Origin of the sequence: Kitasatospora sp. NPDC047058 (assembly GCF_040643935.1) — a bacterium.
Lineage (GTDB): Bacteria > Actinomycetota > Actinomycetes > Streptomycetales > Streptomycetaceae > Kitasatospora.
The window spans coordinates 1-23034 of the sequence record NZ_JBEYVJ010000019.1 but is presented as its reverse complement, the minus strand read 5'-3'; the positions used below and the strand labels follow the sequence as shown (position 1 = coordinate 23034).

Here is a 23034-nt window from a genome sequence, read left to right as displayed (position 1 = left end):
CCTGTCCTAGGGGCGGGCCGCGCCCGCCGTCGGCCGGCCGGGACGGGTGGGGCCGTCCTCGATCCGGATGGTGAACCTCCGGCGGATCCGGTCCAGCAGGCCGGGGATCTCGTCCGTCCGGTCGGTGCGGCCGACGATCAGGCCCGCCATGGAGGTCGAGTAGAGCGTCCCGGTGACGGTGTCACCGGGGGCCACGGCCATCTCGACGTGCAGCACGCCGGGGAGGTCGCGGAAGTCGTCGGCGGTGGACACCTCGGCCACCGTCCCGTGCCGCACCGGCAGCACGCACCAGTAGTGGACGCCGTCGGCGGTCCGGACCCGGTGGTCGAGCGGCCGGCCGAGGGCGGAGGCGAGGAAGAGGGCGCGGGTGTCGATGCCGTACTTGCGGGCGAGCACGTGCGGCACCCCGCCGCCGCCGGGCCGGCAGGCGATCTCGCCGACCAGGAAGCGGCCGCAGGTGGTGCGCAGCACCTCCAGGTGGGTCACTCCGTCGCGCAGGCCGAGCGCCGCGACCGCCCGCTCGTTCAGCGACCGGACCACCGGCACCTCGGGCGCCTCCTCCGGCACTGTGTGCGAGCCGAAGAGCGCTCCGAGCGAGCGCAGCACCGGCTGGAAGTACCGGGAGACGGAGGCGAAGACGACCGTCCCGTCCACCACCAGGGCGTCGCAGTGGTACTCGTCGGCGACGTCCAGGTACTCCTCCACGACGAACGGCCCGGGCGCAGCGTCGAGCGAGGTGCGCAGCGGGGCACCGGTCAGTTCCGCGGCATCGGCCACCCGGTGGGTGAAGGCGGTGCCGTTGCCGAAGGCGGGCTTGACCACCACCGGCAGGCCGGTGCTGCGGGCGGCCCCGGGCAACTCGGTGACGGTCGGCGCGAGGGCGCCAGCCGCGACCGGGATGCCGTGCGCCCGCAGCCGGGCCTTCATCGCGTACTTGTTGCAGAACAGGTTCGCGGTGTCGAAGGGCAGCCCGGGCAGGCCGAGGTAGGAGCGGAGGTACCCGCCGGTCGGCAGGGACCGCTCGGACGGGGCGACCACAGCGTCCACCGGCCCGCGGGCGGCGATGATGCCCAGCGCGGCGGTGCGGACCTGCTTCAGGTCGCCGATGTCGTCGACGGTGGTGACGTGGCCGAGGCCGGGGTAGAGGTGCCGGTGGCCGGGTTCGGTGATCATCGAGATCTGCAGCCCCCGCTCCTGCCGGAGCAGTTCGACCGGCTCGACCTTCCCGCCGTTGACCACCAGTACGTGTTCGTGGGCCATCGTGATGACCGCCTCCTGTCTGTTTCGGCTTGTTGGCTCAGCGCGCTCCGTGAGCTCTGGGGACTCGGTGAGCTCGGTGAGCTCTGCGGGCCGGGGTAGGGCTCAGCGACTCCGGTCGCCGACGGCCGGCCGGACCGGGTGGAGGGCCACACCGGCGAGGAAGTCCGCCCGGTACTGCGTCACGTCCGGGCCCGGCGCGTCGGCCGCCCGGGCGGCGCCGTCGTCGGTCAGCACCAGCAGCCGCAGCGGCGCTGCCGGGTCCGGCGCGGAGTACGCCAGCAGCAGTGACGGGTCGGACAGCCCCCGCAGCCCGAGGAACAGGTCCGCCTCGTCCCCGCCGACGCCCGGGTCGACCAGGTGCGAGGGCGTCGGGGTGAAGCCCGACCGGGCCTTGAACCGGAACAGGCCGGTCCCGGCCACGTGCCCGTACAGGGACGGGTCGTTGCCCAGCGACATCACCGCCAGGCGGCGCTCGCGCGCCGCCCGCATCGCCGCCAGGTACAGCGCGCGCTGCAGCCGGGCCTGGCGTTCCTGCGGCGCGGCGGCCGCGAAGCGCAGCTGCAACACCGACTCCGCGGGCCGGACCAGGCAGAGGCAGCCCGCCACCAGGGTGCCGCCCCGGTGGGCGTACACGGCGACGTGCTCCGCGCGCCGCTCCCACAACTGCTCCTGCTGGCGCCGGGCGTAGGCGACGCCGTGCGGCATGGCCGCGATCTGTGCGTCGTACACCGTCAGGAAGGCGTCCAGCTCGTGCGCGGTCAGGCCGTCCCGGACGACCACTTCGACGTCCTGCTCCTCGGCGAACCGTCGGCCGAGCCGGAAGTTGCGGCGCTCCGAGGCGGGCAGCGCGGCCAGGTACTCCTCCTCGGAGGCCCCCAGCGGCGCCCGCCAGTTCACCCAGCCGGGCTTCACCACGAAGCCCGCCCGTTCCAGCTCCGGCCAGCGGGCGCGGTCGGGCCGTTTGACCCGGACCACGTCGGCGGCGGGAGGAGCGGCCCGCCAGTCGTGGGCCAGGGCCTCCTCGGTCCCGGCCACGGCGACCCGCAGCCCGTCCCGGTCCTCGATGTTCATGCCCGCTGCTCCTCGCTCCGGCCGGTGGCGCCGAACGGCTCCGGTCGCACGGCCGCCCAGGCCGCACAGGCGGCGGCCGCGCCGATCAGCGCCGGCGCGAGGCGCAGCAGCTGGTCGGAGAGGTCCACCGACCACCCGAGCAGCACCGAGGAGAGCACCGTGGCCCCGACGATGAACGCCCGCATGATGGAGTTGACCCGGCCGGTCAGCGCGTCCGGGATCGCCCGGAACCGGTACTCGTTGGTGGTCACGTTCATGCCGCCCTCACCGGCCATCAGGGCGAAGAACCCGAGGACGGTGAGCGCCGGCCACGGCGGCACCAGCAGGGCGCAGGCCACCGTGCAGACGCCGAACCAGCAGCCGACCCGCCGCGCGGTCGACGCCCCGGCGAGCACCCGCGGGCCGAGCCAGGCACCGAGCGCGCTGCCCGCCGCGCCGGCCGCGAGCACCAGCCCGGCCTGCCCGGACGACCAGTGCCAGGCGTCCTTGGCGAGCACCACCACGATCGCCGGCATGCTGCCCGCGCCGAGGTTGTAGAGCGCCAGCACCACGGTGAGCCGGACCACGCCGGGCAGCCGGCGGAAGCTCCGGAAGCCCTCCGACAGCATGGTCAGGAAGCCAGCCGCCGCCGGGGCGGGCGGCTGCTTCGGCAGGGTGACCGCGACCGCGGCGGTGACCAGGAAGGTGGCCGCGTCGATCCACAGCGCCCAGGCGGGGCCCGTCGTGGCGAGGACGGCACCGGCGACCGCCGGCCCGACGCAGCGCGCCACCGAGACGGTCGAGGCGTACGCGCTGTACGCCTCGGCCAGCCGGGCCGGCGGGGAGAGCGCGGGCACCAGGCTGAAGTCGCTGGTCAGGTTGGACACCACGCTCGCGCAGCCCACCACCAGCAGCAGCACCAGGATCCCGGCGATCTGACGGGAGGCCAGCAGCAGCGGGATGAGGGCCACCGCCACGCCCTGGACCAGTTCGGAGACCAGGAAGACCCTGCGGCGCTCGTACCGGTCGATCAGGCCGCCCAGCAGAGGCGAGGCGACGTACGGCAGGTTCTGCACCCCGAGGCTCAGGGCGGCCAGCAGCGGCGAGCCGGTGTCGGCCAGCAGGGTCCACGGCATGGCCAGGTTCAGGAAGGTGTTGCCGAGCTTGGAGACGGCGGCGGCGAGGGTGAGCAGCCAGAACCTGTGCATGGTGGCGGCGGGTGGCGGTGACGGTGGGGTGCCGTCCACGGGACTCCTCTCGGAGCGGGCGGGCGCGGGGTGGCGGGGTCGCGGGGCGGGTGCGGTCGCGGGGAGCGCGCGGGCGGTGCGGGCGGGGGGCCCGCACCGCCCGGTGGCTCAGCGGGCCGCGGCGAACAGCTTGTCGAGCGGGTGCTCGCGGTTGACCAGCGGGAACGCGACGGGGCCGCCGGCCAGTTCCGACTGGTACGCCGCGTGGATCATCTCCAGCGCGGCCAGGCCGTCCTCCCCGCTGCAGGCCGGTGGCCGGCCCTCCAGCACCGCGTCGACGAAGTCGGTCGCCGCGAGCTGGTGGTAGCGCCCGTAGAACGGGATCTCCTCGGTGTCCAGCCGCTCCCACCCGGGGCCGCCGGGGACGACCTCGGGCAGCGGGTAGTACCAGAGCGAGTGGTCGGCGTAGGGGGCGCGGACCGTCAGGATGCCCTCGGTGCCCCGGATCTCCAGCCGGTACGGCTGGAGCGGGCGCTCCTCGATGCCCACCCGCCAGGACTCGATCGTGCCGATGCGCCGGCCGCCGAACCCGTACGAGGCGTGGATGGCGTCCCCCGCCACCAGGCCGGCCGCCTCCGGGCCGGACTCGACGTGCTCGGGGGAGAGCGGACGCCCGCCGGCCGAGACCCGGGCGAAGCAGTCGACCGGGTCGCCCGCCAGTCGGCGCAGCATGTCGGCGAAGTGCACGCCGAGGATGAGGAAGTCCTGCCCGCCGCCGCGGTGGTCCCACTTGCACACCGCGCGGTACTGCACCACGTCGCCGATCCGGCCGGACTCCAGGATCTCCCTGACCTGCCGGAACCGCGGCTCGTGGACGAAGGGCAGCGCGTTGCCGAGCCGCAGGCCGGCCTGCTGCGCGGCCTCCACCATGGTGTCGGCCTGGGCCAGGCTCTGCGCGATGGGCTTCTCGCAGTAGACGTGGGCGCCCGCGGCGAGGGAGTCCAGCACCAGCTCCTGGTGGCAGTCCAGGTGCCGGGGCGCGACCACGACGATGTCGGGGCGCTCCTGCTCCAGCATCCGGCGGTGGTCGGTGTAGTGCTGCGGTGCGCCGAGTTCGGCGGCCTTCTCGCGGCCGGCCGCCTCGTCGGCGTCGGCGACCGCGACGATCCGCGCCCGCGGTTCCACGGCGAACGCCCGGTCGAGCTGGTGGCCGTAGTTCCCGCCGCCGGTGCGGCCGATCACTGCTACCCGGAGTTCGGTCACGTCAGGCCTCCCACGAGCCGGGCTCGATCGCGCGCAGGCCGGCGATCTCCTTGAGCAGCGCCTCCTCGAGCGGCGGCTTGGCGGCCCACTCGACGTTCTGCTCCAGCTCCCGCACGTTGCGCGGGCCGACCATGACGGTGTGCACCCGCGGCTGGGACAGCAGCCAGCGCAGCCCCAGTTCGGGCATGGAGAGCCCGGCCCCGGCTGCGATCCGCTCCGCCTCCTCGATCCGCCGGACGATCCCCGGGGGAACCGAGGCGCGGCGCTCGGCGCGCAACCGGGCCGCCTGCTCGGGGCCGCCGCCGAGCAGCAGGCCCTGGCGGTACGGGGCGCCGATCGCGACGCCCATGTCCTGGGCCTCGGCGTGCGGGAGGATCCCGTCCACCGACTCCTGCCAGACCAGGTTGCAGTAGTGCACGTAGAGGATCGAGTCGAACCGGCCGGTGTCGCAGAGCCGCCTGGTCTCCTCCGGCTTGCGGGCGGACAGGCCGACGCCGCCGATCCGGCCCTCGGCCTTCAGCTCGTCCACGAGTTCCATGACCGGCCCGCGGGCCGTGGCGAGGTCCTCCCACCATTCGGCCCAGTCACTCTCGTGCAGCAGCAGCATGTCGAGCCGGTCGCGGCCGAGCAGACGCATGCTGTGCTCGAACTGGGCCCGGATCAGTTCCTTGGAGCTGTAGCAGGAGTCGCCGTGGCGGGCGAGGATGCTCTTCTCGAACCGGCCGACCTTGTTGATCAGGAAGACCTCGTCCCCGACCGGGCGCAGCGCCTCGCCGACGATGAACTCCGCCTCGCCGAGTCCGTACAGCGGGGCGGTGTCGATCGCGGTCACGCCGAGCCGGACGGCCTCGCGGACCATCGCCACGGCCTCGTCGTGCGGCACCGAGCGGTCGGACGTCAGGTGGTAGGTGCCCAGGCCGATCCGGCTGACGGCGGCTCCGGCCCGGCCGAAGCGGCTCTTGGGCAGGACGGTTGCGTTCACGTGTTCATCTCCGTAGTCATCGTGGTGGGCGGGGCCAGGGACGAGCCGCCGTCGACCCGGATCACCTGGCCGGTCAGGTAGCCGGCCGGGGCGCCGCACAGGTAGGCGATCAGCGAGGCGACGTCGTCCGGCTCGCCGATCCGGCGCAGCGGGACGGCGGCGGCCTGCCGGCTCAGCGACTCGGGCGTCCGGCGGCCGCCGCGAAGGGCCCGGGGGGTGGCCACCTGGCTGGGCGCGACGGCGTTCGCGGTGATGCCGTACGGCCCGAGTTCCAGGGCGAGTTGGGCGACCAGCCCGTGCAGGGCGGCTTTGGCGGCGGCGTACGAGGCGCTGCGGCCGAAGGTGCCGCGGAAGGCCGCGCTGGAGGAGACCAGGACGATCCGGCCGGATCCACGTCCGATCATGCCGGGGGCCACCAGGCCCACGCCGTTCAGCGCGCCGCCGAGGACCGGCTCCACGTTCCCGCGCCAGTCCTCGGGGGACAACAGGTGGACCGGCCGGTGCGGCAGCGAGGGTGCCGCGTTGTGGACGAAGGCGTCCACCGGGCGGCCGGCCAGTGCGGCGTGCAGCCCGTCGCGGTCGGTGACGTCCGCGACGAGGGGTTCGGCGCTGCCGCCGGCGGCCCGGATCGCGGCGGCGAGCTCTTCGAGGGCGGGGCGGTGCCGGGGTGCGCCGTTCAGCAGGACGTGGTGCGTTCGGGCCAGGCGGTGCGCGACGGCGGTGCCGACGCCGCCGCCGCCGGCGCCGGTGACCAGCGCCGTCCGCGGGGCCGCTGGGACACCCCCGGCAGTGCCGCCCGCCGGGGGGCTACTCGAAGGCATAGCCGCGCTGCTTCAGCTCGTCCACGACGTCGAACGGTTCGTAGCCGGTCCACGACCCGCGCACCTCGCGCTCGGCGGCCAGCTTCGCCGCCACCTCGTGCCGGATCTCCGGGGCCAGCGCGCGCGGCACCACGACCACGCCGTCGTCGTCGCCGAGGATCAGGTCGCCGGGCTCGACGGGAACGCCGCCGCAGACCACCGGGACGTTGACGGCGCCCTCCTCGGCCTCCATCGGGTAGTGGTAGTTGCGCGGGGTGACACCGAGGCAGAAGGTCGGGAAGCCGAGCTCGCGCAGTCCGGCCGCGTCGCGGACCGCGCCGTCCACCACCGCTCCGGCCATGGACTTCATGGTCATCCGCTGGGCGGTGCCGTCGCCGAAGCAGGCGCGGTCGCGGATCCCGCCGGCGGCCACCACCAGGACGTCGCCGGGCTCGGCCAGGTCGATCGCCATCCGGCGGATCGACAGGTCGGCCCCGAAGCAGGTGACGGCCGGGCCGCAGACCCTGGTGCCGGGGGCGAGCGGGGCGAGGCCGACGTCCATGGCGCCGCTCTTGCGCATCGAGTCGAGGACGATGCCGGTGTAGTAGCCGGCGAAGGCGGCGACGACCTCGGCGTCGGGCCGCTCGATGCGCTGGACGATCCGGCCGGCGGCGAGTCGGTACTGGCTCATGCTGTGTGGTCTCCGTGTTCGGGCGGGCCGTGGCCCGTGGCGGCCGGAGCGGGCCACGGACACGGTCGGACGGGCAGGTCGGTGCACCGGGCCGGCCGGTGACGGGCCGTCCGGGTGTCGGGCGGCGCCGGTTGCCGGCCGGTGCGGTGGTGGTCCGGCCGGTGAGCGGGTCACCAGCCGGTGCGGGGGAAGTGGATGGCCTTGGGCGCCATGAACTCCTCGACCCCGCGGCGGCCGCCCTCGCTGCCGAAGCCGGAGGCGCGGCGGCCTCCGGAGGCCAGCGGGATGGCGTCGATGCGGTGGTAGGAGTTGAGGTAGACGGTGCCGACGGTCAGCTGGTCCCAGATGCGTTCGGCCCGCTCGACGTCGCCGGTCCACAGGCCTGCCGCCAGGCCGTGGTCGCTGTCCTCGACGGCGGCGACGAGTTCGTCCTCGTCGTCGAACGGGACCACCACCGCCACCGGGGTGAAGAGTTCGCGACGGGCGAGTGGGACGTCCGCCGTCCGCCCGGCGGTGATCAGGGCGGGTGCACGGTAGCTGCCGGTCCGGCCGGCGACCTCGACGCGCTCCCCGCCGGTCACCGTGACGCCGGCCTGCAGCCGGCTCCCGGCGAGGACGGTGTCCATGGTGGCGGCGAGCTCCGCGTGGCGCAGCGCGCCGATCTCGGGGCCGGCCGTGTACGGGTCGCCGACCTGCAGGTTCTTCACCGCGCGGGACAGCCGCTCGACGACCTCGTCGTACGCCTGGCGCTGGATCAGGATGCGGGTGGCGGCAGTGCACACGGCGCCCTGGTTGCGGGTGAAGCCCGCCACCAGGCCGTCCACGACCCGGTCCATCGGGGCGTCGGCGAACACCGCGTTGGCGCTCTTGCCGCCGAGTTCCAGGACGACCTTCTTCAGACCGTCGGAGGCGGCCGCCATGATCTCCCGGCCGGCCGCGTCGCCGCCGGTGAAGGAGACCACCCGGACCTCGGGGTGGGCGAGCAGCGCCCGGGCGGTGTCCGCGCCGCCGTGCAGGACGGAGAGCACGCCGTGCGGCAGTCCGGCGGCGTACAGCGCGTCCGCGAGGCCCTGGACCGCCGCGGCGGCCAGCGGGGACGGCTTGAGGACGGCGGTGCAGCCGGCCGTGAGGGCGGCGCCCACCTTGTGCGCGGCGAGCTGCAGGGGGACGTTCCAGGCGCTGACCAGGGCCGCCACGCCGAGCGGCTCGGCGACCTCGACTCCCCACACGCGGGGGGAGGAGCGGTTGATCACGCGGCCGGACTCCGCCAGGTCCACCTGCGCGTACTGGTCGAGGATCCGGGCGGCGCCGTCGACCTCGCGGACCGCCTGGCCGGCGACCCGGCCGGTCTCCCGGACGAGCAGGGCGCCGAGTTCCCCGCGGCGCTCCCGCAGCCGGGCGGCGGCGCCGCGGAGCACGGCCGCCCGTTCCGCCTGTGTCGAACGCCGCCAGGACCGGAAGGCCCCGGCCGCCAGACCGGCCGCCCGGTCGATCTCGGCGTCCGTCGCCTCGGGCACTTCGTAGAGCGGCCGGGCATCGGGGGCGTCCAGCACCTCCCGGTGCCCGGTGCCCCCGGCCGGCCGGCCGCCGATGTCGTGTCGGAGACGCACGTCATGTCCTTTCCTGTTGCGACGGGTGGAATGACGGGTGCGGAACGCCTCGGTTCCGCGAGCGCCGGCTCAGCCCCAACCGAGGTCGTCGTCGGCGTTCGCTCCGCTCGTCGGGGAGACGGCCGCGGTGACGGAGGCGCCCGCCGGGTGGCCGGAGCCGGCCGCGAGAGCGGCAACGGGAATTGCCAGCGCGAACAGCAGGGCGGTGAGCTTGGGGACGACGGAAAAGTGCTTTGTGTGCATCGTGTGTTCTCTCTGTACGGGCTCGGTGGGGCGAACTCCGGGGTGCACGAGAACTCTGCACCGTGGATAGGGAGAGCCGAATGCATTCGAGGTGTCGCAGGTATGACTGGCGCAACTGCGCGGGGGGAGAAAACACCCATCCGGGATTTCTGTGGCACCTCGGCGGGGAAAACGGAGGAGGCCGGTCCGCGTTGCGGACCGGCCTCGGGGCGAAGGGGGCGGGCGAATCAGCCCGCGCTGTCCGGCCGCAGGTTCACCGGGGCCGGGGAATTCCGGATCGCCCCGCCGGCACCGGTTCCGACGGCTGCGCGGCCGCCCCGGCCTGCACCGGCCGGCCGGGCTGTTCGGACTGCTCCAGCTGTTCGGCCTTGTGCAGCAGGTAGCCGGCGTGCGCCCGGCTCCTGGCGCCGATCCGCCGCATCACCTCGGAGAGGTGGCGCTGGTAGGTGCGCAGGGAGATGCCCAGGCGCTTGGCGATGACCCGGTCCTCGTACCCCTCCACCAGCAGGCGGACCAGCGCCTGCTTCACCTCGTCCGAGGTCTTGACCACGTTGTCGCGCTCGTAGGCGGTGGGGAACTCGGTGGCCTCGGCCCAGGCGCGCTCGAAGGACTGCACCGCGAAGTCGACGATGCTCGGTTCGCGCACCACCAGCGCTCCCTGCGGATGGTTGTGCAGGGAGAGGATGGCGGTTTCCCGGTCGAACACGATGAGCCGCATGAAGGCGTCGCTGACGGTGCGGACCTCGGCGCCGAGCTCGGCCAGCATCCGCACGTGCTCGATGGTGGGCGGGCTGAACTGCGCGGCGTGCTGGTACAGCGTGCGCATCCGCACCCCGCGTCCGAGCAGCGTGGTGGTGCGTTCGACGGCCTCGGCCAGCTCCGGCTCGGGCCGGGCGCCGCCGGGCTGGGAGGTGAGCACCTCGCTGCCGGCCCGGGCCGACAGTCCGGTGATGATCTGGCGTACCGCCGCCAGGTCGGTGACGTACTGCATCCGCTGGTTCTCGAAGCTGCCGAGGGTGTTGTCCTCGTACACCGCCATCAGGGTGGTGAGTTCGGAGTAGACCCGGCTGATCTCCTGCTGGCGGTCGTGCAGTTCGCGGATCGCGGGGATCAGCACCTGGGCGCCCGCGGTGGCCGGCGGAACCGCGACCAGCCGGTCGGCGCTCTCCACCGTCGCCCGCAACAGTCTCAGGTCCAGCAGCTGGGCGACGGCGGCCCGGGCCTCGTGCTCGGGCCCCCCGGCCACCATCACGAGTTCGTCGAGCGCGACCGAGTCCCGGCCGACGGCGTACGCGTAGAGCGCGGTGCCGATGCTCTTCTCCGCCCAGGAGCCGGCCGGACCGGTTCCCTCGTTCTTGTCCGAGTTTGTACCCCTCGCGATTGCGCCAGGCACGAACACGACCCCCTTGTTCTGTTCTGGACCGCCGGTGGTTTTGGCAGGCTTCAGCGCAGTGCACGACGTCGGCTGCGTTCGGACCGGTCGGACGAAATGCACTCGCTTTGCCAGCAAATCTAGCCCGCCCCCCGGTCCCGCCTTCAGTCGATTTCCTGTGACCTGGGGCACAGGGGGTTCGAATTCACTCCGCGCCGTAATTCGGCGCTATGCCGCCGGGAGGACGCGTGACCACGGTCGATCTGGCGCCGGCGGACTCGCTGGGCATCGCCGAAGCGGGACTGACCGCCGCACACGGCGGCCGGCTGGTCCGGGAGGCGCTGCGCCGCGGGCCCGCGGCCGGGCTGCTTGCACGGGCCGGCCGGGTGCACGTGGTGGCCGTAGGCAAGGCTGCGGTGGAGATGGGCACGGCCGTCCGGTCCGCCGCCGGGGCCGCCTTCCGCTCCGGGGTGGCGGTGCCCGCGGCGCCGGCCGGGCCGGTCGCCGGGTTCACCGTCGTCCCGGGGGACCACCCGGTGCCCGGCCCGGGCAGCCTGCGGGCCGGCCTGGCCGTCCGGGAGTACCTGCGCGGCCGGGACTTCGACGAGCGGGACCTGGTCGTCCTCGCCGTCTCCGGCGGCGGTTCGGCGCTGGTGAGCCGGCCGTCCGCGCCGCTGGGCCTGGACGACCTCGGGCTGCTGACCACCGCCCTGCTCCGGGCCGGGATCGACGTCACCCGGATCAACGAGCTGCGCAAGGCGGTCTCCGGCATCCACGCCGGGGCGCTGCTGCCGATGGCCGGCCGGGCCCGCCTGCTGGGGCTGGTGCTCTCCGACAACGTGCAGCTGGGAGCCCGGGCGGTGGCCTCGGGGCTCTCCTACCCGGGCTCGGTGCACTACGCCCGGGCCGCCGAGGTGCTCGCCGAGGTCGCCCCGGCCCTGCCGCCCGCCGTGGTGGACCGGGTCCGCGCCGCCCTGGCCCGCCGCGCCGCGACGGCCCAGGCCGACCCGGCGATCCTCAACGTCGAGGTCGGCGGCCCGCAAACCGCACTGGACGCCGCCCTGGCAGCCGCCCGCGCCCAGGGCTACCGGGCGTTCAGCCTCGGCGACAGCGTCCAGGGCGAGGCCCGCGAGGTGGCCCGCCGGATCGGTGCGGCGGCCCGTCGGCTCGCCGAGCGCACGCCCGGACCGGTCTGTCTGGTGGGCGCGGGCGAGGTCACCGTCTCGGTCCGCGGCCCCGGCCGCGGCGGGCGCTGCCAGGAGCTCGCCTGGGCGATGCTGCCGGAGCTCCCCGGCCTCCCCGACGCCTCGTTCACCGCCCTCGCCACCGACGGCCAGGACTTCCTGCCCGGCGTGATGGGCGCCCGGGTCACCGGGGAGTCGCTCGGGCTCGCAGCCGGCCTCGGCCTGGACTGGCGCGCGCTGCTCGACCGCAACGACACCCACGCCGCACTGTCCGCGATCGGCGGCTGCCTGCCGGGCCGGGTCACCGGCACCAACGTGTGCGACGTCTACGCGCTCTCCTGGGGCAACGGGGCGGTGCCCCGGTGAACCCCGCCCCGCGCCTGCTGACCGACCGCGACGTCCTGGCGACCGCCCCGCTCATGGCGGTCGAGGTGATGCACGGGGCCCTGACCGCGCACGCCGAGGGCCGGCTGCACGCCCCGCCCCGGGTGCGGCTGCCGCTGGCCGACGGGGACCTGGTGGTCACCGCGGGCCGGCTCGCCGGGTCCGTCCACGGCTGCCGGATCTACGACACCGTCGCCGACGGCGACCAGCTGACGGCCGTCTGGGACGGCGGACGGCTCACCACCCTGGTGCACGGCCGGGCGCTCGGCCCGCTGCGCACCGGCGCGATCGGTGCCGTCGCCGCCCGCGCCCTGGCCCGGCCGGACAGCGCCGTGCTCGGCGTGATCGGGACGGGCGAGCAGGCCTGGGCGCAGGCGCGCTGCCTCGCCGCCGTGCTGCCGCTGCGGTCGGTGCTCGTGCACGGCCGCACCCCGGCCGCGCGCGAGGCGTTCGTTGCCCGGACCAGCCGGGAGCTGGGGCTCGCCGCCACGGCGGTGGCCGACGCGCGGGCCGCGGCCGAGCCCTGCGACGTCCTGGTGGTGGCCACCTCCAGCACCACCCCCGTCCTGGACGGCGCCTGGGTCCGTCCCGGCACGCACGTCAACGCCGTCGGCCCCAAGGGCCCGGGCCGGTCCGAACTCCCCCGCACGCTGTTCGAACGGGCCGCGCCGGTGGTGACCGACGCCCCGGAGCAGGCTCACGACCAGCCCGGCGGCCTCGTGGTCGCACCGGAACGGCTGCTCGGCCTCGGGGCGGTGCTGACCGGCCGCGCAGCCGGCCGCACCGCCTCCGGGCAGCTCAGCGTCTTCTGCTCGCTCGGCCTGGCCGGCACCGAGGTGCTGCTCGCCCGGGCCGTCGCCGCCGCCTCCCCCTCGTCCCCCCGGAGCCCGGAATGACCGCCCCCGCCCTCCCCGCCCATCTCCGGCCGGCCGGCTGCCCCCGCGCCCCGGCCGAGGAGTACGACACCGCCCTGCTGGACCTGGACGGCGTCGTCTACGCCGGCCCCGAGGCCGTACCGCACGCCGTCGACGCGTTGAACCGGGCCGGCCGGGCCGGGATGCGCCTGGCGTACGTCACCAACAACGCCTCGCGCACCCCCGCCGATGTCGCCGGCCACCTCACCCGGCTCGGCGTGCCGACCTGCGCCGACGACGTGGTCACCTCGGCCCAGGCGGCGGCCCGGCTGATCGCCGAGCAGGTGCCGGCCGGATCGGCCGTCCTGGTCGTGGGCGGACGCGGGCTCGACGAGGCGCTGCGCGAGCACGGGCTCCGGCCGGTCGGCTCGCTCGCCGACGGCCCGGCCGCGGTGGTCCAGGGCTTCGACCCGGGGGTCGGCTGGCCGCAGCTCGCCGAGGCCTCCTACGCCGTCGCGGCCGGACTGCCCTGGATCGCCTCCAACACCGACCTCAGCCTGCCGACCGAGCGCGGCCGGGCGCCCGGCAACGGCGCCCTGGTCGGCGTGGTGCGGGCCGCGACCGGCGCGCGGCCGCAGGTCGCCGGCAAGCCGATGCCCGTGATGCACCGCGAGTCGATGCTCCGGACGGCCGCCCGCCGGCCGCTGGTGGTCGGGGACCGCCTGGACACCGACATCGCGGGCGCCGTCAACGGCGGCGTGGACAGCCTGCTGGTGCTCACCGGCGTCACGACGGCCCGGCAACTGCTCGCCGCCGCGCCCGGGGAGCGCCCCACCTACGTCGCCGCCGACCTGCGGGGCCTGCTCGCCCCGCAGTCGGAGGTCACGGCCGGGGACGACGCGTTCCACTGCAGGGGCTGGCTGGCCCGGACCGCGGACGGGCTGCTGCTGCTGGAGGGTCACGGCCCCGACCCGGTGGACGCCCTGCGGGCGCTCTGCGCGGCGGCCTGGACGGCCCGGGACCGCACTGGCGAGATCCCGGCGCTCGACCCGGCCGCCGCGGCGGCCGAGGTCCTGCTCCGCACACCCTAGACGCCCGCGCCCGTAAGCGGGGCCCTCAGATCTCCGGCGGCCGCCCCGACCCAACGGCGGACGGCCGTCGCCACCCACCACGTTGAATCCGAATCAGCGCATGCGAGGAGCAACACCATGGCAGATGTCAACCCGGGACTCGCGGGCGTCGTAGCCTTCGACACCCAGATCGCCGAGCCGGACCGCGACGGCGGCATCCTCCGCTACCGCGGCATCGACGTCGAGGACCTCGTCGACAAGGTCTCCTACGGCGACATCTGGGGGCTGCTGGTCGACGGCGACTTCGACCGTGGTCTGCCGTCCGCCGAGCCGTTCCCGATCCCGGTGCACTCCGGCAACCTCCGTGCCGACGTCCAGGCCGCGATCGCCACCATGACCCCGTACTGGGGCACCCAGCAGCTGATCGACATCGACGACGCGCAGGCCCGTGAGGACCTGGCCCGGACCTCGGTGATGATCCTCTCCTTCGTCGCCCAGGCCGCCCGCGGCCTCGGCCGGCCCGCGGTGTCGCAGCGCGAGATCGACCGCTCGGATAACATCGTCGAGCGGTTCATGATCCGCTGGCGCGGCGAGCCGGACCCCCGGCACGTCAAGGCGGTCGACACGTACTGGATGTCCGCGGCCGAGCACGGCATGAACGCCTCCACCTTCACCGGCCGTGTCGTGGCCAGCACCGGCGCCGACGTCCCGGCCTGCCTCTCCGCCGCCATCGGCGCCATGTCCGGCCCGCTGCACGGCGGCGCCCCGTCCCGGGTGCTGCACATGTTGGACGAGGTCGAGGAGGCCGGCGACGCGCGTCGCTACGTCAAGAACCTGCTGGACGGCGGCAAGCGGCTGATGGGCTTCGGCCACCCGGTCTACCGGGCCGAGGACCCGCGCGCCCGGCTGCTGCGCCGCACCGCGAAGGAGCTCGACGCGCCGCGCTACGAGGCCGCCGCCGCCCTGGAGGCCGCCGCGCTCGCCGAGCTGCAGGAGCGCAAGCCCGACCGGGTGCTCGCCACCAACGTCGAGTTCTGGGCGGCCGTCGTGCTCGACTTCGCCGAGATCCCCGCCGAGCTGTTCACGCCGATGTTCACCTGCGCCCGCACTGCGGGCTGGAGCGCGCACATCCTGGAGCAGAAGCGTCTCGGCAAGATCATCCGCCCCTCGGCCGCCTACGTGGGCGAGATCGGCGTCCGGCCCGACGGGCTCTCCGGCTGGAACCAGGCCCTGAAGCGCCAGGACGGCCGCATCTTCCGCGGCTGAGCCCGCCGCGCCCTGTCCGGGGGCGCTCGTCCGTCCGGGGCGGGCGGCTCCCGGGCGCGTCCGCACCGGCGTCCGGGCGGTGGGCGAAAGCGGCCATCGGGTGGGCTGTTCGGCGTAGCCTTCGGGCATGGCAGAGAGCAAGGTCCGGAAGGCCGCGGCCGAGCCGGCGGTGGCGGCGGCCGCGAAGAAGCCGGCGGTGAAGAAGCCGGCGGCGAAGAAAACGGCCGTCAAGGCGGCGGCGGGGAGGCCGGCCGAGAAGAAGCCGGTCGAGAAGAAGCCGGCGGCGGTGAAGCCGCGGAAGCCGGAGTCGCAGCTGGCGATGGTGCGGCGGGCCCGGAGGATCAACCGGGAGCTGGCGGAGCTGTACCCGTACGCGCACCCCGAGCTGGACTTCGAGAACCCGTTCGAGCTGCTGGTGGCCACCGTGCTGTCGGCGCAGACGACCGACCTGCGGGTGAACCAGACGACGCCCGCACTGTTCGCGAAGTACCCGACGCCGGAGGACATGGCGGCGGCGGTGCCGGAGGAGCTGGAGGAGATCATCCGGCCGACCGGCTTCTTCCGGGCCAAGGCGAGGTCGCTGATCGGCCTCTCGATCGCGCTGCGGGACGACTTCGGCGGCGAGGTGCCCGGTCGGCTGGCCGACCTGGTGACCCTCCCGGGTGTCGGCCGCAAGACCGCCAACGTGGTGCTGGGCAACGCGTTCGGCGTGCCGGGGATCACCGTCGACACCCACTTCGGGCGGCTGGCGCGCCGCTTCGGGTGGACGGCGGAGGAGGACCCGGAGAAGGTCGAGGCGGCGGTCGCGGAGATCTTCCCGAAGTCGGACTGGACGATGCTCTCGCACCGGGTGGTCTTCCACGGCCGGCGGATCTGCCACTCCCGCAAGCCGGCCTGCGGGGCCTGCCCGGTCGCGCCGCTCTGCCCGTCGTACGGGGAGGGCGAGACCGACCCGGAGAAGGCGAAGAAGCTGCTGAAGTACGAGATGGGCGGGCAGCCCGGCCAGCGGCTGCGGCCGCCCGCCGACTATCCGGGCGAGGCGGCGGCGCGGGCCGACGCCGCCGCGCACCAGGGGCACGTCGCGGACCTGGCGGTGGCCGGATGACCGCGGTGATCGAACGGGACGGCCTGCCGGCCTGGCTGGAGCCGGTCCGGGACGCCGCCGAGCGGGTGCTGCCCGAGCAGCTGAGCCGCTTCCTGCCGCCCGCCGAGGGCGGGCGCGCCGCCGCCGTCCTGATGCTCTTCGGCGAGGGCGCGGACGGCCCGGACCTGCTGCTGATCGAGCGGGCCCGGTCGCTGCGCTCGCACGCCGGTCAGCCGTCCTTCCCCGGCGGCGCGCTGGACCCGGAGGACGGCGACCCGGCCGGGCCCGGTCCGGTCGCGGCGGCGCTGCGCGAGGCCTGGGAGGAGACCGGCCTCGACCCCGCCGGCGTGCAGGTCTTCGCCGCGCTGCCCGCCCTGTACATCCCGGTCAGCCGGTTCGTGGTGACCCCGGTGCTCGGCTGGTGGCGCACCGAGTCGCCGGTCCGGCCGGTGGACGCGGGCGAGACCGGCGCGGTCTTCCGGGTGCCGATCTCCGAGCTGACCGACCCGGCCAACCGGGCCCGGCTGCGTCACCCGTCCGGCCACCTCGGCCCGGCCTTCGCCGTCGGCGGCCGGCTGGTCTGGGGCTTCACCGCCGGGGTGATCGACCGGGTGCTGCACCACAGCGGCCTGGAGCTGCCCTGGGACACCACCCGGACCGTCGACCTCTCGGAGGACGCGATCGAGCTGGCCCAGGGCGGCGAGCGCGACCGCTTCCGGGCGCTGCTGGGCGGCGAGGCCGGGAAGACGTGACGGGCGGGCCGGGCGGGCCGGGCGGGCCGGGTGGTACGGGTGGTACGGGTTGGCCGGGCGGTACGGACGGGCGTCGGCAGGACCGCCCGTCCGGGCGTCCGCGCGGACGCCCGGGCAGCCGCCCGCCCGGTGGTCCGCACAGGCGCCCACCAGGCCGTTTGCGTAGAGGCCGGGGGGGTCGTGGGAGGGTGTCGGAGTGAACGTCCTGGATCTGCTGCTGATCGCCGCCGCCGTCGGGTTCGCCGTGTCGGGTTACCGCCAGGGGTTCGTGGTCGGCGTCATGTCGGTCCTCGGCTTCCTCGGCGGCGGCCTGATCGCCGTCCAACTGCTGCCGCTGCTGCTCGACCACCTCAGCCCCGGCACCACCGCCTCGGTGATCGCCGTGGTGGTGGTCATCGTGCTGGCGGCCGTCGGCCAGGCGATCACCACGCACTTCGGCTGGAAGCTGCGCGGTCACATCGACAAACGACCGGCCAAGGCGTTGGATGCGGCCGGCGGCGCCGTGGTCAACGTGATCTCGATGCTGCTGGTGGCCTGGCTGATCGGTTCGGCCCTCGCCGGAACGTCCCTGCCGACCGTCTCCAAGCAGGTCCGCAGCTCCGGGGTGCTCGGGGCCGTCCAGGACACCCTGCCCTCGGACGCGCCCAACTGGTTCTCCGACTTCTCCAAGGTGCTCGCCCGCAACGGCTTCCCGCAGGTCTTCAACCCCTTCGAGCACGAGCCGATCACCCAGGTCGACCTGCCCGACCCGGCGCTGGCCGCCAGCCCGGCGGTGGCCAGGGCGAAGCAGAGCCTGGTCAAGGTGGTCGGCGCCGCGACCGCCTGCGGCAAGACCCTGGAGGGCAGCGGCTTCGTCTACGCCCCGCACCGGGTGATGACCAACGCCCACGTGGTCGGCGGCGTGAACGAACCCACCGTGCAGATCGGCGGCGCCGGCCAGCTGTACGACGCGACCGTCGTCCGCTACGACTGGCAACGCGACATCGCGATCCTGGACGTGCCCAAGCTCAACGCGCCCGCGCTCGCCTTCGCGGGCGAGGCCAAGACCAACGACAACGCGATCGTGGCGGGCTTCCCCGAGAACGGTGCCTTCAACGTCCAGCCGGCCCGCATCCGCGGCCGGATCCAGGCCAACGGCCCGGACATCTACCACCGCGGCGCGGTGGTCCGCGACGTCTACTCGGTGCGCTCGCTGGTCCGCCAGGGCAACAGCGGCGGGCCGCTGCTCACCCCGGACGGCCAGGTGTTCGGCGTGGTCTTCGCGAAGTCGCTGGACAGCGCGGACACCGGCTACGTGCTGACCGCCGCCGAGGTGCGCGAGGACGCCGTCCAGGGGAGCACCGCGACCGGCCGGGTGGACACCCAGGGCTGCGCGCTCTGACCGAGCCCTCGGGGGTCAAGCCCTCGGGGATCAGGCCCTCGGGGATCAGGCCTCGGGGATCAAGCCCGCTGGGACCGAGCCCGCGAGGCTCAGGCCCTCGGGGCGGGCTCGGAGCCCGGAACGGCGCGCGCCCTCAGGTCTCGCGCCGCAGCCGTGCGCCCACCCAACGGGCGCGCCGGCCGAGGATGTGCGGGATGCCGAGCTGCCGCCGCGCCGAGCGTTGACGGCGGTCCACGCCGTCGTACCCCAGGTCGTCCGCCCAGTCGGGGCGGTGGCCGGACCTCTGCGAGCTGTTGTGGCGTCGGCCGCGCGGGGCGCTGCCGCGATCGGGCATCCAGGTCATACCGCAATGGATGCCCCTGGGCCGGTCGGCGTAACCGCTTCGACGGGCGGCAACTTGTCCTATGCGTTTGTCATATGAGCAATCCGTCAAGGGAGTTGGGTCCCTGGTCCCGGGTCTCAGGTCCGAAGTCCCGGCCAGCCGGACGGCCCCGGGTCCGGCCGCCCCCGGGTCCGCCGGGCTGACCGGGTCCGCCGGGCCGCCCCGGGCCGGGGCTCAGTCCTTGTGCCGGCCGATCCAGTCCAGCAGCTCGGCGGTGAACTCCTCCGGCGCCTCCTCGTGCGGGAAGTGCCCGACCCCCGGCATGAGCCGCCAGCGGTACGGTGCCGCCACGTACTCCCCGCCGCCGAGCGCGGTGTGCGACAGCAGCACCGGGTCCGAGGCGCCCTGGACGTGCAGGGTCGGCGCGGTGATCGGCTTCTTCATCCGGCGGGCGAACTGGATGCCGTCCGGACGGGCCATCGACCGCAGCAGCCAGCGGTACGGCTCGATCGAGCAGTGCGCGGTGCTGGGGATCTGGATCGCCTGCCGGTACGCGGCCACCGCCGCCCGGTCCAGCTGGTTGCGGCCGGTCCAGGCGTCCAGGTAGCGGCCGACCAGCGCGGCGTCGTCGGCCACCAGGCGGCGTTCCGGTATCCACGGCCGCTGGAAGCCCAGCACGTGCTCGAAGGCGGCCATCTGGCGGCGGTCGGTCAGGAGCGCCCGGCGCAGGTCGCGCGGGTGCGCGGCGGAGACCACGGTGAGGCTCTGGATCACCGACGGCCGCATCACGGCCGCCACCCAGGACAGCGTCCCGCCGGAGGCGTGCCCGACCAGGTGCGCCCGGTTCTCGCCGAGCGAGCGGATCACACCGGTGATGTCCAGCGCGAGGTTGCCGGGGTCGTAGCCGCGCGGGGTGCGGTCGCTGCCGCCGATGCCCCGCAGGTCGAGCGCGACGGCCCGGTAGCCGGCCTCGGCGAGCGCGGTCAGCTGGTGGCGCCAGGCCCACCAGTACTCGGGCCAGCCGTGCACCAGCAGGACCAGCGGGCCCGAGCCCAGCTCGGCGATGTGGAACCGGGCGCCGTTGGCCGCGAGGTCGCGGTGCGTCCAGGGGCCCGCCTGCCGGATGTCCCAGGCGGCCGGCCCGGCCGCTGCCCGGGCGGCGTCCCCGGATTCCCCGGCGATCCCGGTCGCGCCCTCGGCGGTGCCGGCGGTCTCGCCGACGGCGTCCTGACCGTCCGTGCGGTCGGGGTCGGAGCCGGCGGACGGCTGCGCGGGCAGGGGCTTCTGGTCGAGCGGCATACCGAGAGCGTGTCACATCCGTTCGCCGGAGACGCGCCCGGCACTCGTTCTCGGTGCGTCCGGCCGCCCGCGGGGCTGCCGCCCGGCGCACCGTCCGGCGTACTGCCCGATGGCGTCCCCCGGGCCGCGGTGCGGACCGGGGGACGCCGTGGTGCGGATTGTCGGGCGTCGCGGTGGGAACCGACGGAAGCCGCGGTGGACTACGGGATGCGGCCCAGGGCGCGGTCGATCTCCTCCTGGGTGGCGGGGCGCGGACGGGCGTTCTTCAGCACGTCGGCGGTCTTCTGGGCGCCCTCGATGGTGCGGACCGGCTTCTCGATCTTCTTGAACGAGTGCAGCGCCAGCAGTCCGAGGATCGCCGCGAGCAGCAGGTACCCGCCGGCCACGATCAGGAACGACCAGCCGAGCGAGAGTCCCAGCGCGTGGATCCCGTACGCCGCAGCGGCGCTCAGCATCGGCACGGAGGCCAGCGCCACCACACCGGCGACCGTCAGCGAGACACCGCCCGAGACGCCGCGCTTGACGTCCGCGCGCAGCTCGGCCTTGGCGAGCGCGATCTCGTCGTGGACCAGGGCGGACAGGTCGGCGGTGGCCGCGGCGAACAGCTGCCCCACCGAACGCTCGCCCTCGTAGGGCGCCCGGCCGTTGCTGGACGGGTCTGCGGCTCCTGCGGGCATCAGCTGTTCTCCTCTGCGGCTGTGCGGCGTGACGCCGCCGTGCGGTGTGGTTCCGGGTGCCGGAGGGGGCCCGGAGGCGTCAGTGGACTGTCGACAGCTCAGAATCATGCCCCCAGCGGTCAGTCGCACACCACTCCGGGGGCCCCGCCGGAGGGATGTGTTCCCGTGCGGAGGGGCCGTGCCGTCAGCGGTTCGTGTCGGAGGCGGGGCCGTCCGGGCCGTCCGTGGCACGGTTCGCCGGGTGGTTGACCGGCTTCGCCGTCCGGGCCCGCCAGGCCGGGTCGTCCTGCTGGTAGACGTCGGGGACGCCGTCGTCGTCGAGGTCGCGGTCCTCCTCCTCGCACAGCTCGCGGTAGTGCCGGTTCCGCAGCTTCAGCAGCACGGTGGCGAGCAGCGCGCAGAGCAGTGAGCCCACCAGCACGGCCGCCTTGGAGCGGTCGGCCAGTGCCGGGTCGTCCGCAAAGGCCAGCTCGCTGATCAGCAGTGAGACGGTGAAGCCGATGCCGGCCAGCACCGAGAGGGCGAACATGTCGGCCCACTTGAGCTGCGGGTTCAGCTCGGCGCGGGTGAAGCGGGCGACCAGCCAGGTGCCGCCGAAGATGCCGACGGTCTTGCCGACCAGCAGGCCGAGGATGATCCCGAGCGGGGTGGCCTGGGTGAACACCTCGCCCAGCGCCGGCCCCGAGACGGTCACCCCGGCGGCGAACAGCGCGAAGACGGGAACGGCCAGCCCGGCCGAGAGCGGGCGGACCTGGTGCTCGATGTGTTCGCCGGGGGACTGCTCCTCGTCGCCGACGCGGTGGCAGCGCAGGATCAGGCCCATCGCGACGCCCGCCACCGTGGCGTGCACACCGCTCTCGTGCATCAGCGCCCAGATCAGGAAGGCCAGCGGCACGTACAGGTACCAGCCGTGCACGCCGCGCCGGTGCAGGAACCAGAACAGCACCAGGCCGGCGAGGGCCAGCCCGAGTGCCCAGAGCTTGATGCCGGAGCTGTAGAAGATCGCGATGATCAGGATCGCGATCAGGTCGTCCACCACGGCGAGGGTCAGCAGGAAGGCCCGCAGCGCGGACGGCAGGTGACTGCCCACCACGGCCAGCACACCGAGCGCGAAGGCGATGTCGGTCGCGGTCGGGATCGCCCAGCCGCCCAGGTGTCCGCCGCTGCCGGAGTTGGTCACGGCGAACAGGACCGCCGGCAGCGCCACGCCGCAGACCGCGGCTATGACGGGCAGTACGGCGGCGCTCGGGCTGCGCAGCTCGCCCGCCACGAACTCGCGCTTGAGCTCGATGCCTGCCACGAAGAAGAAGATCGTCAGCAGGCCTTCCGTGGCCCAGGCCTCCAGGGTCAGGTCCAGGTGGAGCGGCGTGGACGGTCCGACGGTGTGGTCGAGGACGGTCTCGTACGCCTCCGGCCAGACGTTGGCCCAGATCAGCGCCGCCACGGCGGCGACGAGCAGCAGGACGCCGCCGACCGTCTCGGTGCGCAGCGCGTCGGTGATGAAGGTGCGCTCGGGGAGGGGCAGCCTGCCGAAGAGCTGGCGGCGTCGGGTCGTCGGCTCGTTGACTGGCGGCTGGCTGGCCACGCGTGACCTCCTGGGGCGGGGAACGGCGTACGGATGCACCTGTGGTGCAGTGCCGACCAGACTTCCCGGCGCGCCCTGTGACGCGGGACCTCGCGAGACCTCAAGGGGGCTTGACGGGTTCGCGGGATCTTGATGCGTCTTTGACATTCTAGCCGGTTGCGCGGGAAGACATCCTGATTGCCATATTTCAGGACTTAAGCCTCGGCGGCTTCTGCTGCCTCCCCACGTGGCACCCGGCGGTACCCGAATGGAGCCGGCCGCGTGCAGACGGGTGAACGCCTCCCGGATTCCTCCGCGCGCCGGACCCGGGCGCGCAGGTGCGCTACTCCAGCCTCGGCTGCGGGCTGCGGGCTGCGGGCCTGCTGCCGGCGGACGCGGCCGGACAGCGGTATGACGATCTGCTGGAGGCCAGGGTCCGCGGGCCGCTCGGCTTGGTGGACACCTCCTGCGATCCCGGGCGGGAGGACGCCGCCGGCTACCGCCGCGGGCAGCGGAGCGCCGGGAGCCCGTGGCGGTCTGACCGGCGCCGCGTCCGCCGTGGCCAGGTCGGCGTGACGACGTCGACGGACACCGACGGACGCCGACGGACGCCCATGGACGCCCACGGACACCGTGGACGGCCGTGCCCCGGGTGGTCGCGACCACCCGGGGCACGGTGCTGTCCGGGTGTCAGCCCTGGCTGCCCGCGGGCGGGAGCTGGGACTGGATCAGGTTCATC

21 protein-coding genes and 1 pseudogene are annotated in these 23034 nt (G+C 74.6%); 8 read left to right on the top strand and 14 right to left on the bottom strand.

Annotation, left to right across the window (positions count from 1 at the left end):
- Window positions 1-6 precede the first annotated feature (6 nt).
- From ABZ885_RS04885 to ABZ885_RS04840, 10 genes are all read right to left on the bottom strand, one after another.
- Window positions 7-1260, bottom strand: a complete 1254-nt coding sequence (locus ABZ885_RS04885; RefSeq protein ID WP_360183425.1) for a hypothetical protein — start codon at window positions 1258-1260, stop codon at window positions 7-9.
- Between the two features lie 102 nt (window positions 1261-1362).
- Window positions 1363-2331 carry a peptidogalycan biosysnthesis protein gene (locus ABZ885_RS04880; protein ID WP_360183423.1) on the bottom strand — a complete coding sequence of 323 codons (969 nt, stop codon included), beginning with the start codon at window positions 2329-2331 and terminating at the stop codon, window positions 1363-1365.
- Window positions 2328-3557, bottom strand: a complete 1230-nt coding sequence (locus ABZ885_RS04875; RefSeq protein WP_360183421.1) for an MFS transporter — start codon at window positions 3555-3557, stop codon at window positions 2328-2330. Before ABZ885_RS04875 ends, ABZ885_RS04880 begins: the two co-directional genes overlap by 4 nt.
- A gap of 108 nt (window positions 3558-3665) precedes the next feature.
- A complete protein-coding gene (locus ABZ885_RS04870; protein ID WP_360183419.1) occupies window positions 3666-4760 on the bottom strand; it encodes a Gfo/Idh/MocA family oxidoreductase in 1095 nt (364 codons plus the stop codon).
- 1 nt (window position 4761) lies between these two features.
- Window positions 4762-5742 (bottom strand): aldo/keto reductase, encoded by a 981-nt coding sequence (locus ABZ885_RS04865; protein WP_360183417.1) that lies wholly within the window; start codon window positions 5740-5742, stop codon window positions 4762-4764.
- Complete coding sequence (locus ABZ885_RS04860; RefSeq protein WP_360183415.1) at window positions 5739-6563, bottom strand: SDR family oxidoreductase; 825 nt, start codon at window positions 6561-6563, stop codon at window positions 5739-5741. Before ABZ885_RS04860 ends, ABZ885_RS04865 begins: the two co-directional genes overlap by 4 nt.
- Window positions 6550-7233: a hypothetical protein gene (locus tag ABZ885_RS04855; protein ID WP_360183413.1), complete on the bottom strand. Its 684-nt coding sequence runs from the start codon at window positions 7231-7233 to the stop codon at window positions 6550-6552. The genes ABZ885_RS04860 and ABZ885_RS04855 overlap by 14 nt, the downstream gene beginning before the upstream one ends.
- Before the next feature lie 170 nt (window positions 7234-7403).
- The gene (locus tag ABZ885_RS04850; RefSeq protein WP_360183411.1) at window positions 7404-8843 is read right to left on the bottom strand and encodes an aldehyde dehydrogenase family protein; all 1440 of its coding nucleotides are present in this window, start codon (window positions 8841-8843) and stop codon (window positions 7404-7406) included.
- A 69-nt stretch (window positions 8844-8912) separates the two neighbouring features.
- Window positions 8913-9086 (bottom strand): hypothetical protein, encoded by a 174-nt coding sequence (locus ABZ885_RS04845; protein WP_360183409.1) that lies wholly within the window; start codon window positions 9084-9086, stop codon window positions 8913-8915.
- Between the two features lie 253 nt (window positions 9087-9339).
- The gene (locus tag ABZ885_RS04840; protein ID WP_360183407.1) at window positions 9340-10479 is read right to left on the bottom strand and encodes a helix-turn-helix transcriptional regulator; all 1140 of its coding nucleotides are present in this window, start codon (window positions 10477-10479) and stop codon (window positions 9340-9342) included.
- Between the two features lie 227 nt (window positions 10480-10706).
- Between ABZ885_RS04840 and ABZ885_RS04835 the strand changes: the two genes are divergently transcribed.
- The 7 genes from ABZ885_RS04835 (at window position 10707) to ABZ885_RS04805 (ending at window position 18433) form a co-directional block, all read left to right on the top strand.
- Window positions 10707-12008: a DUF4147 domain-containing protein gene (locus ABZ885_RS04835; RefSeq protein WP_360183405.1), complete on the top strand. Its 1302-nt coding sequence runs from the start codon at window positions 10707-10709 to the stop codon at window positions 12006-12008.
- Complete coding sequence (locus tag ABZ885_RS04830; RefSeq protein WP_360183403.1) at window positions 12005-12922, top strand: ornithine cyclodeaminase family protein; 918 nt, start codon at window positions 12005-12007, stop codon at window positions 12920-12922. Before ABZ885_RS04835 ends, ABZ885_RS04830 begins: the two co-directional genes overlap by 4 nt.
- A complete protein-coding gene (locus ABZ885_RS04825) occupies window positions 12919-13971 on the top strand; it encodes an HAD-IIA family hydrolase (protein WP_360183401.1) in 1053 nt (350 codons plus the stop codon). The genes ABZ885_RS04830 and ABZ885_RS04825 overlap by 4 nt, the downstream gene beginning before the upstream one ends.
- A gap of 117 nt (window positions 13972-14088) precedes the next feature.
- Window positions 14089-15216, top strand: coding sequence for a citrate synthase 2 (locus tag ABZ885_RS04820; RefSeq protein WP_360183399.1), 1128 nt, complete (start codon window positions 14089-14091; stop codon window positions 15214-15216).
- Between the two features lie 127 nt (window positions 15217-15343).
- Window positions 15344-16321: an endonuclease III gene (gene nth / locus ABZ885_RS04815; protein WP_360183397.1), complete on the top strand. Its 978-nt coding sequence runs from the start codon at window positions 15344-15346 to the stop codon at window positions 16319-16321.
- Window positions 16318-17052 (top strand): CoA pyrophosphatase, encoded by a 735-nt coding sequence (locus tag ABZ885_RS04810; protein WP_360183395.1) that lies wholly within the window; start codon window positions 16318-16320, stop codon window positions 17050-17052. The genes nth and ABZ885_RS04810 overlap by 4 nt, the downstream gene beginning before the upstream one ends.
- Window positions 17053-17248: 196 nt before the next feature.
- Window positions 17249-18433, top strand: coding sequence for a MarP family serine protease (locus ABZ885_RS04805; protein ID WP_360183394.1), 1185 nt, complete (start codon window positions 17249-17251; stop codon window positions 18431-18433).
- Window positions 18434-18566: 133 nt separating this feature from the next.
- On the opposite strand, the gene ABZ885_RS04800 is transcribed toward ABZ885_RS04805, so the two are convergent.
- The 4 genes from ABZ885_RS04800 to nhaA all read right to left on the bottom strand — a co-directional run bounded on the left by ABZ885_RS04800 (window position 18567) and on the right by nhaA (window position 22316).
- Window positions 18567-18776, bottom strand: a complete 210-nt coding sequence (locus ABZ885_RS04800) for a hypothetical protein (RefSeq protein WP_360183392.1) — start codon at window positions 18774-18776, stop codon at window positions 18567-18569.
- A 213-nt stretch (window positions 18777-18989) separates the two neighbouring features.
- The gene (locus tag ABZ885_RS04795) at window positions 18990-20054 is read right to left on the bottom strand and encodes an alpha/beta hydrolase (protein WP_360183390.1); all 1065 of its coding nucleotides are present in this window, start codon (window positions 20052-20054) and stop codon (window positions 18990-18992) included.
- 200 nt (window positions 20055-20254) lie between these two features.
- Window positions 20255-20731 (bottom strand): phage holin family protein, encoded by a 477-nt coding sequence (locus tag ABZ885_RS04790; protein ID WP_360183388.1) that lies wholly within the window; start codon window positions 20729-20731, stop codon window positions 20255-20257.
- A gap of 184 nt (window positions 20732-20915) precedes the next feature.
- Entirely contained in the window at window positions 20916-22316 is a 1401-nt protein-coding gene (nhaA, locus tag ABZ885_RS04785; protein WP_360183386.1) for a Na+/H+ antiporter NhaA, read from the bottom strand.
- Window positions 22317-22627: 311 nt separating this feature from the next.
- Between nhaA and ABZ885_RS04780 the strand changes: the two are divergent.
- A pseudogene (locus tag ABZ885_RS04780) lies at window positions 22628-23034 on the top strand (hypothetical protein); the annotation flags it as partial.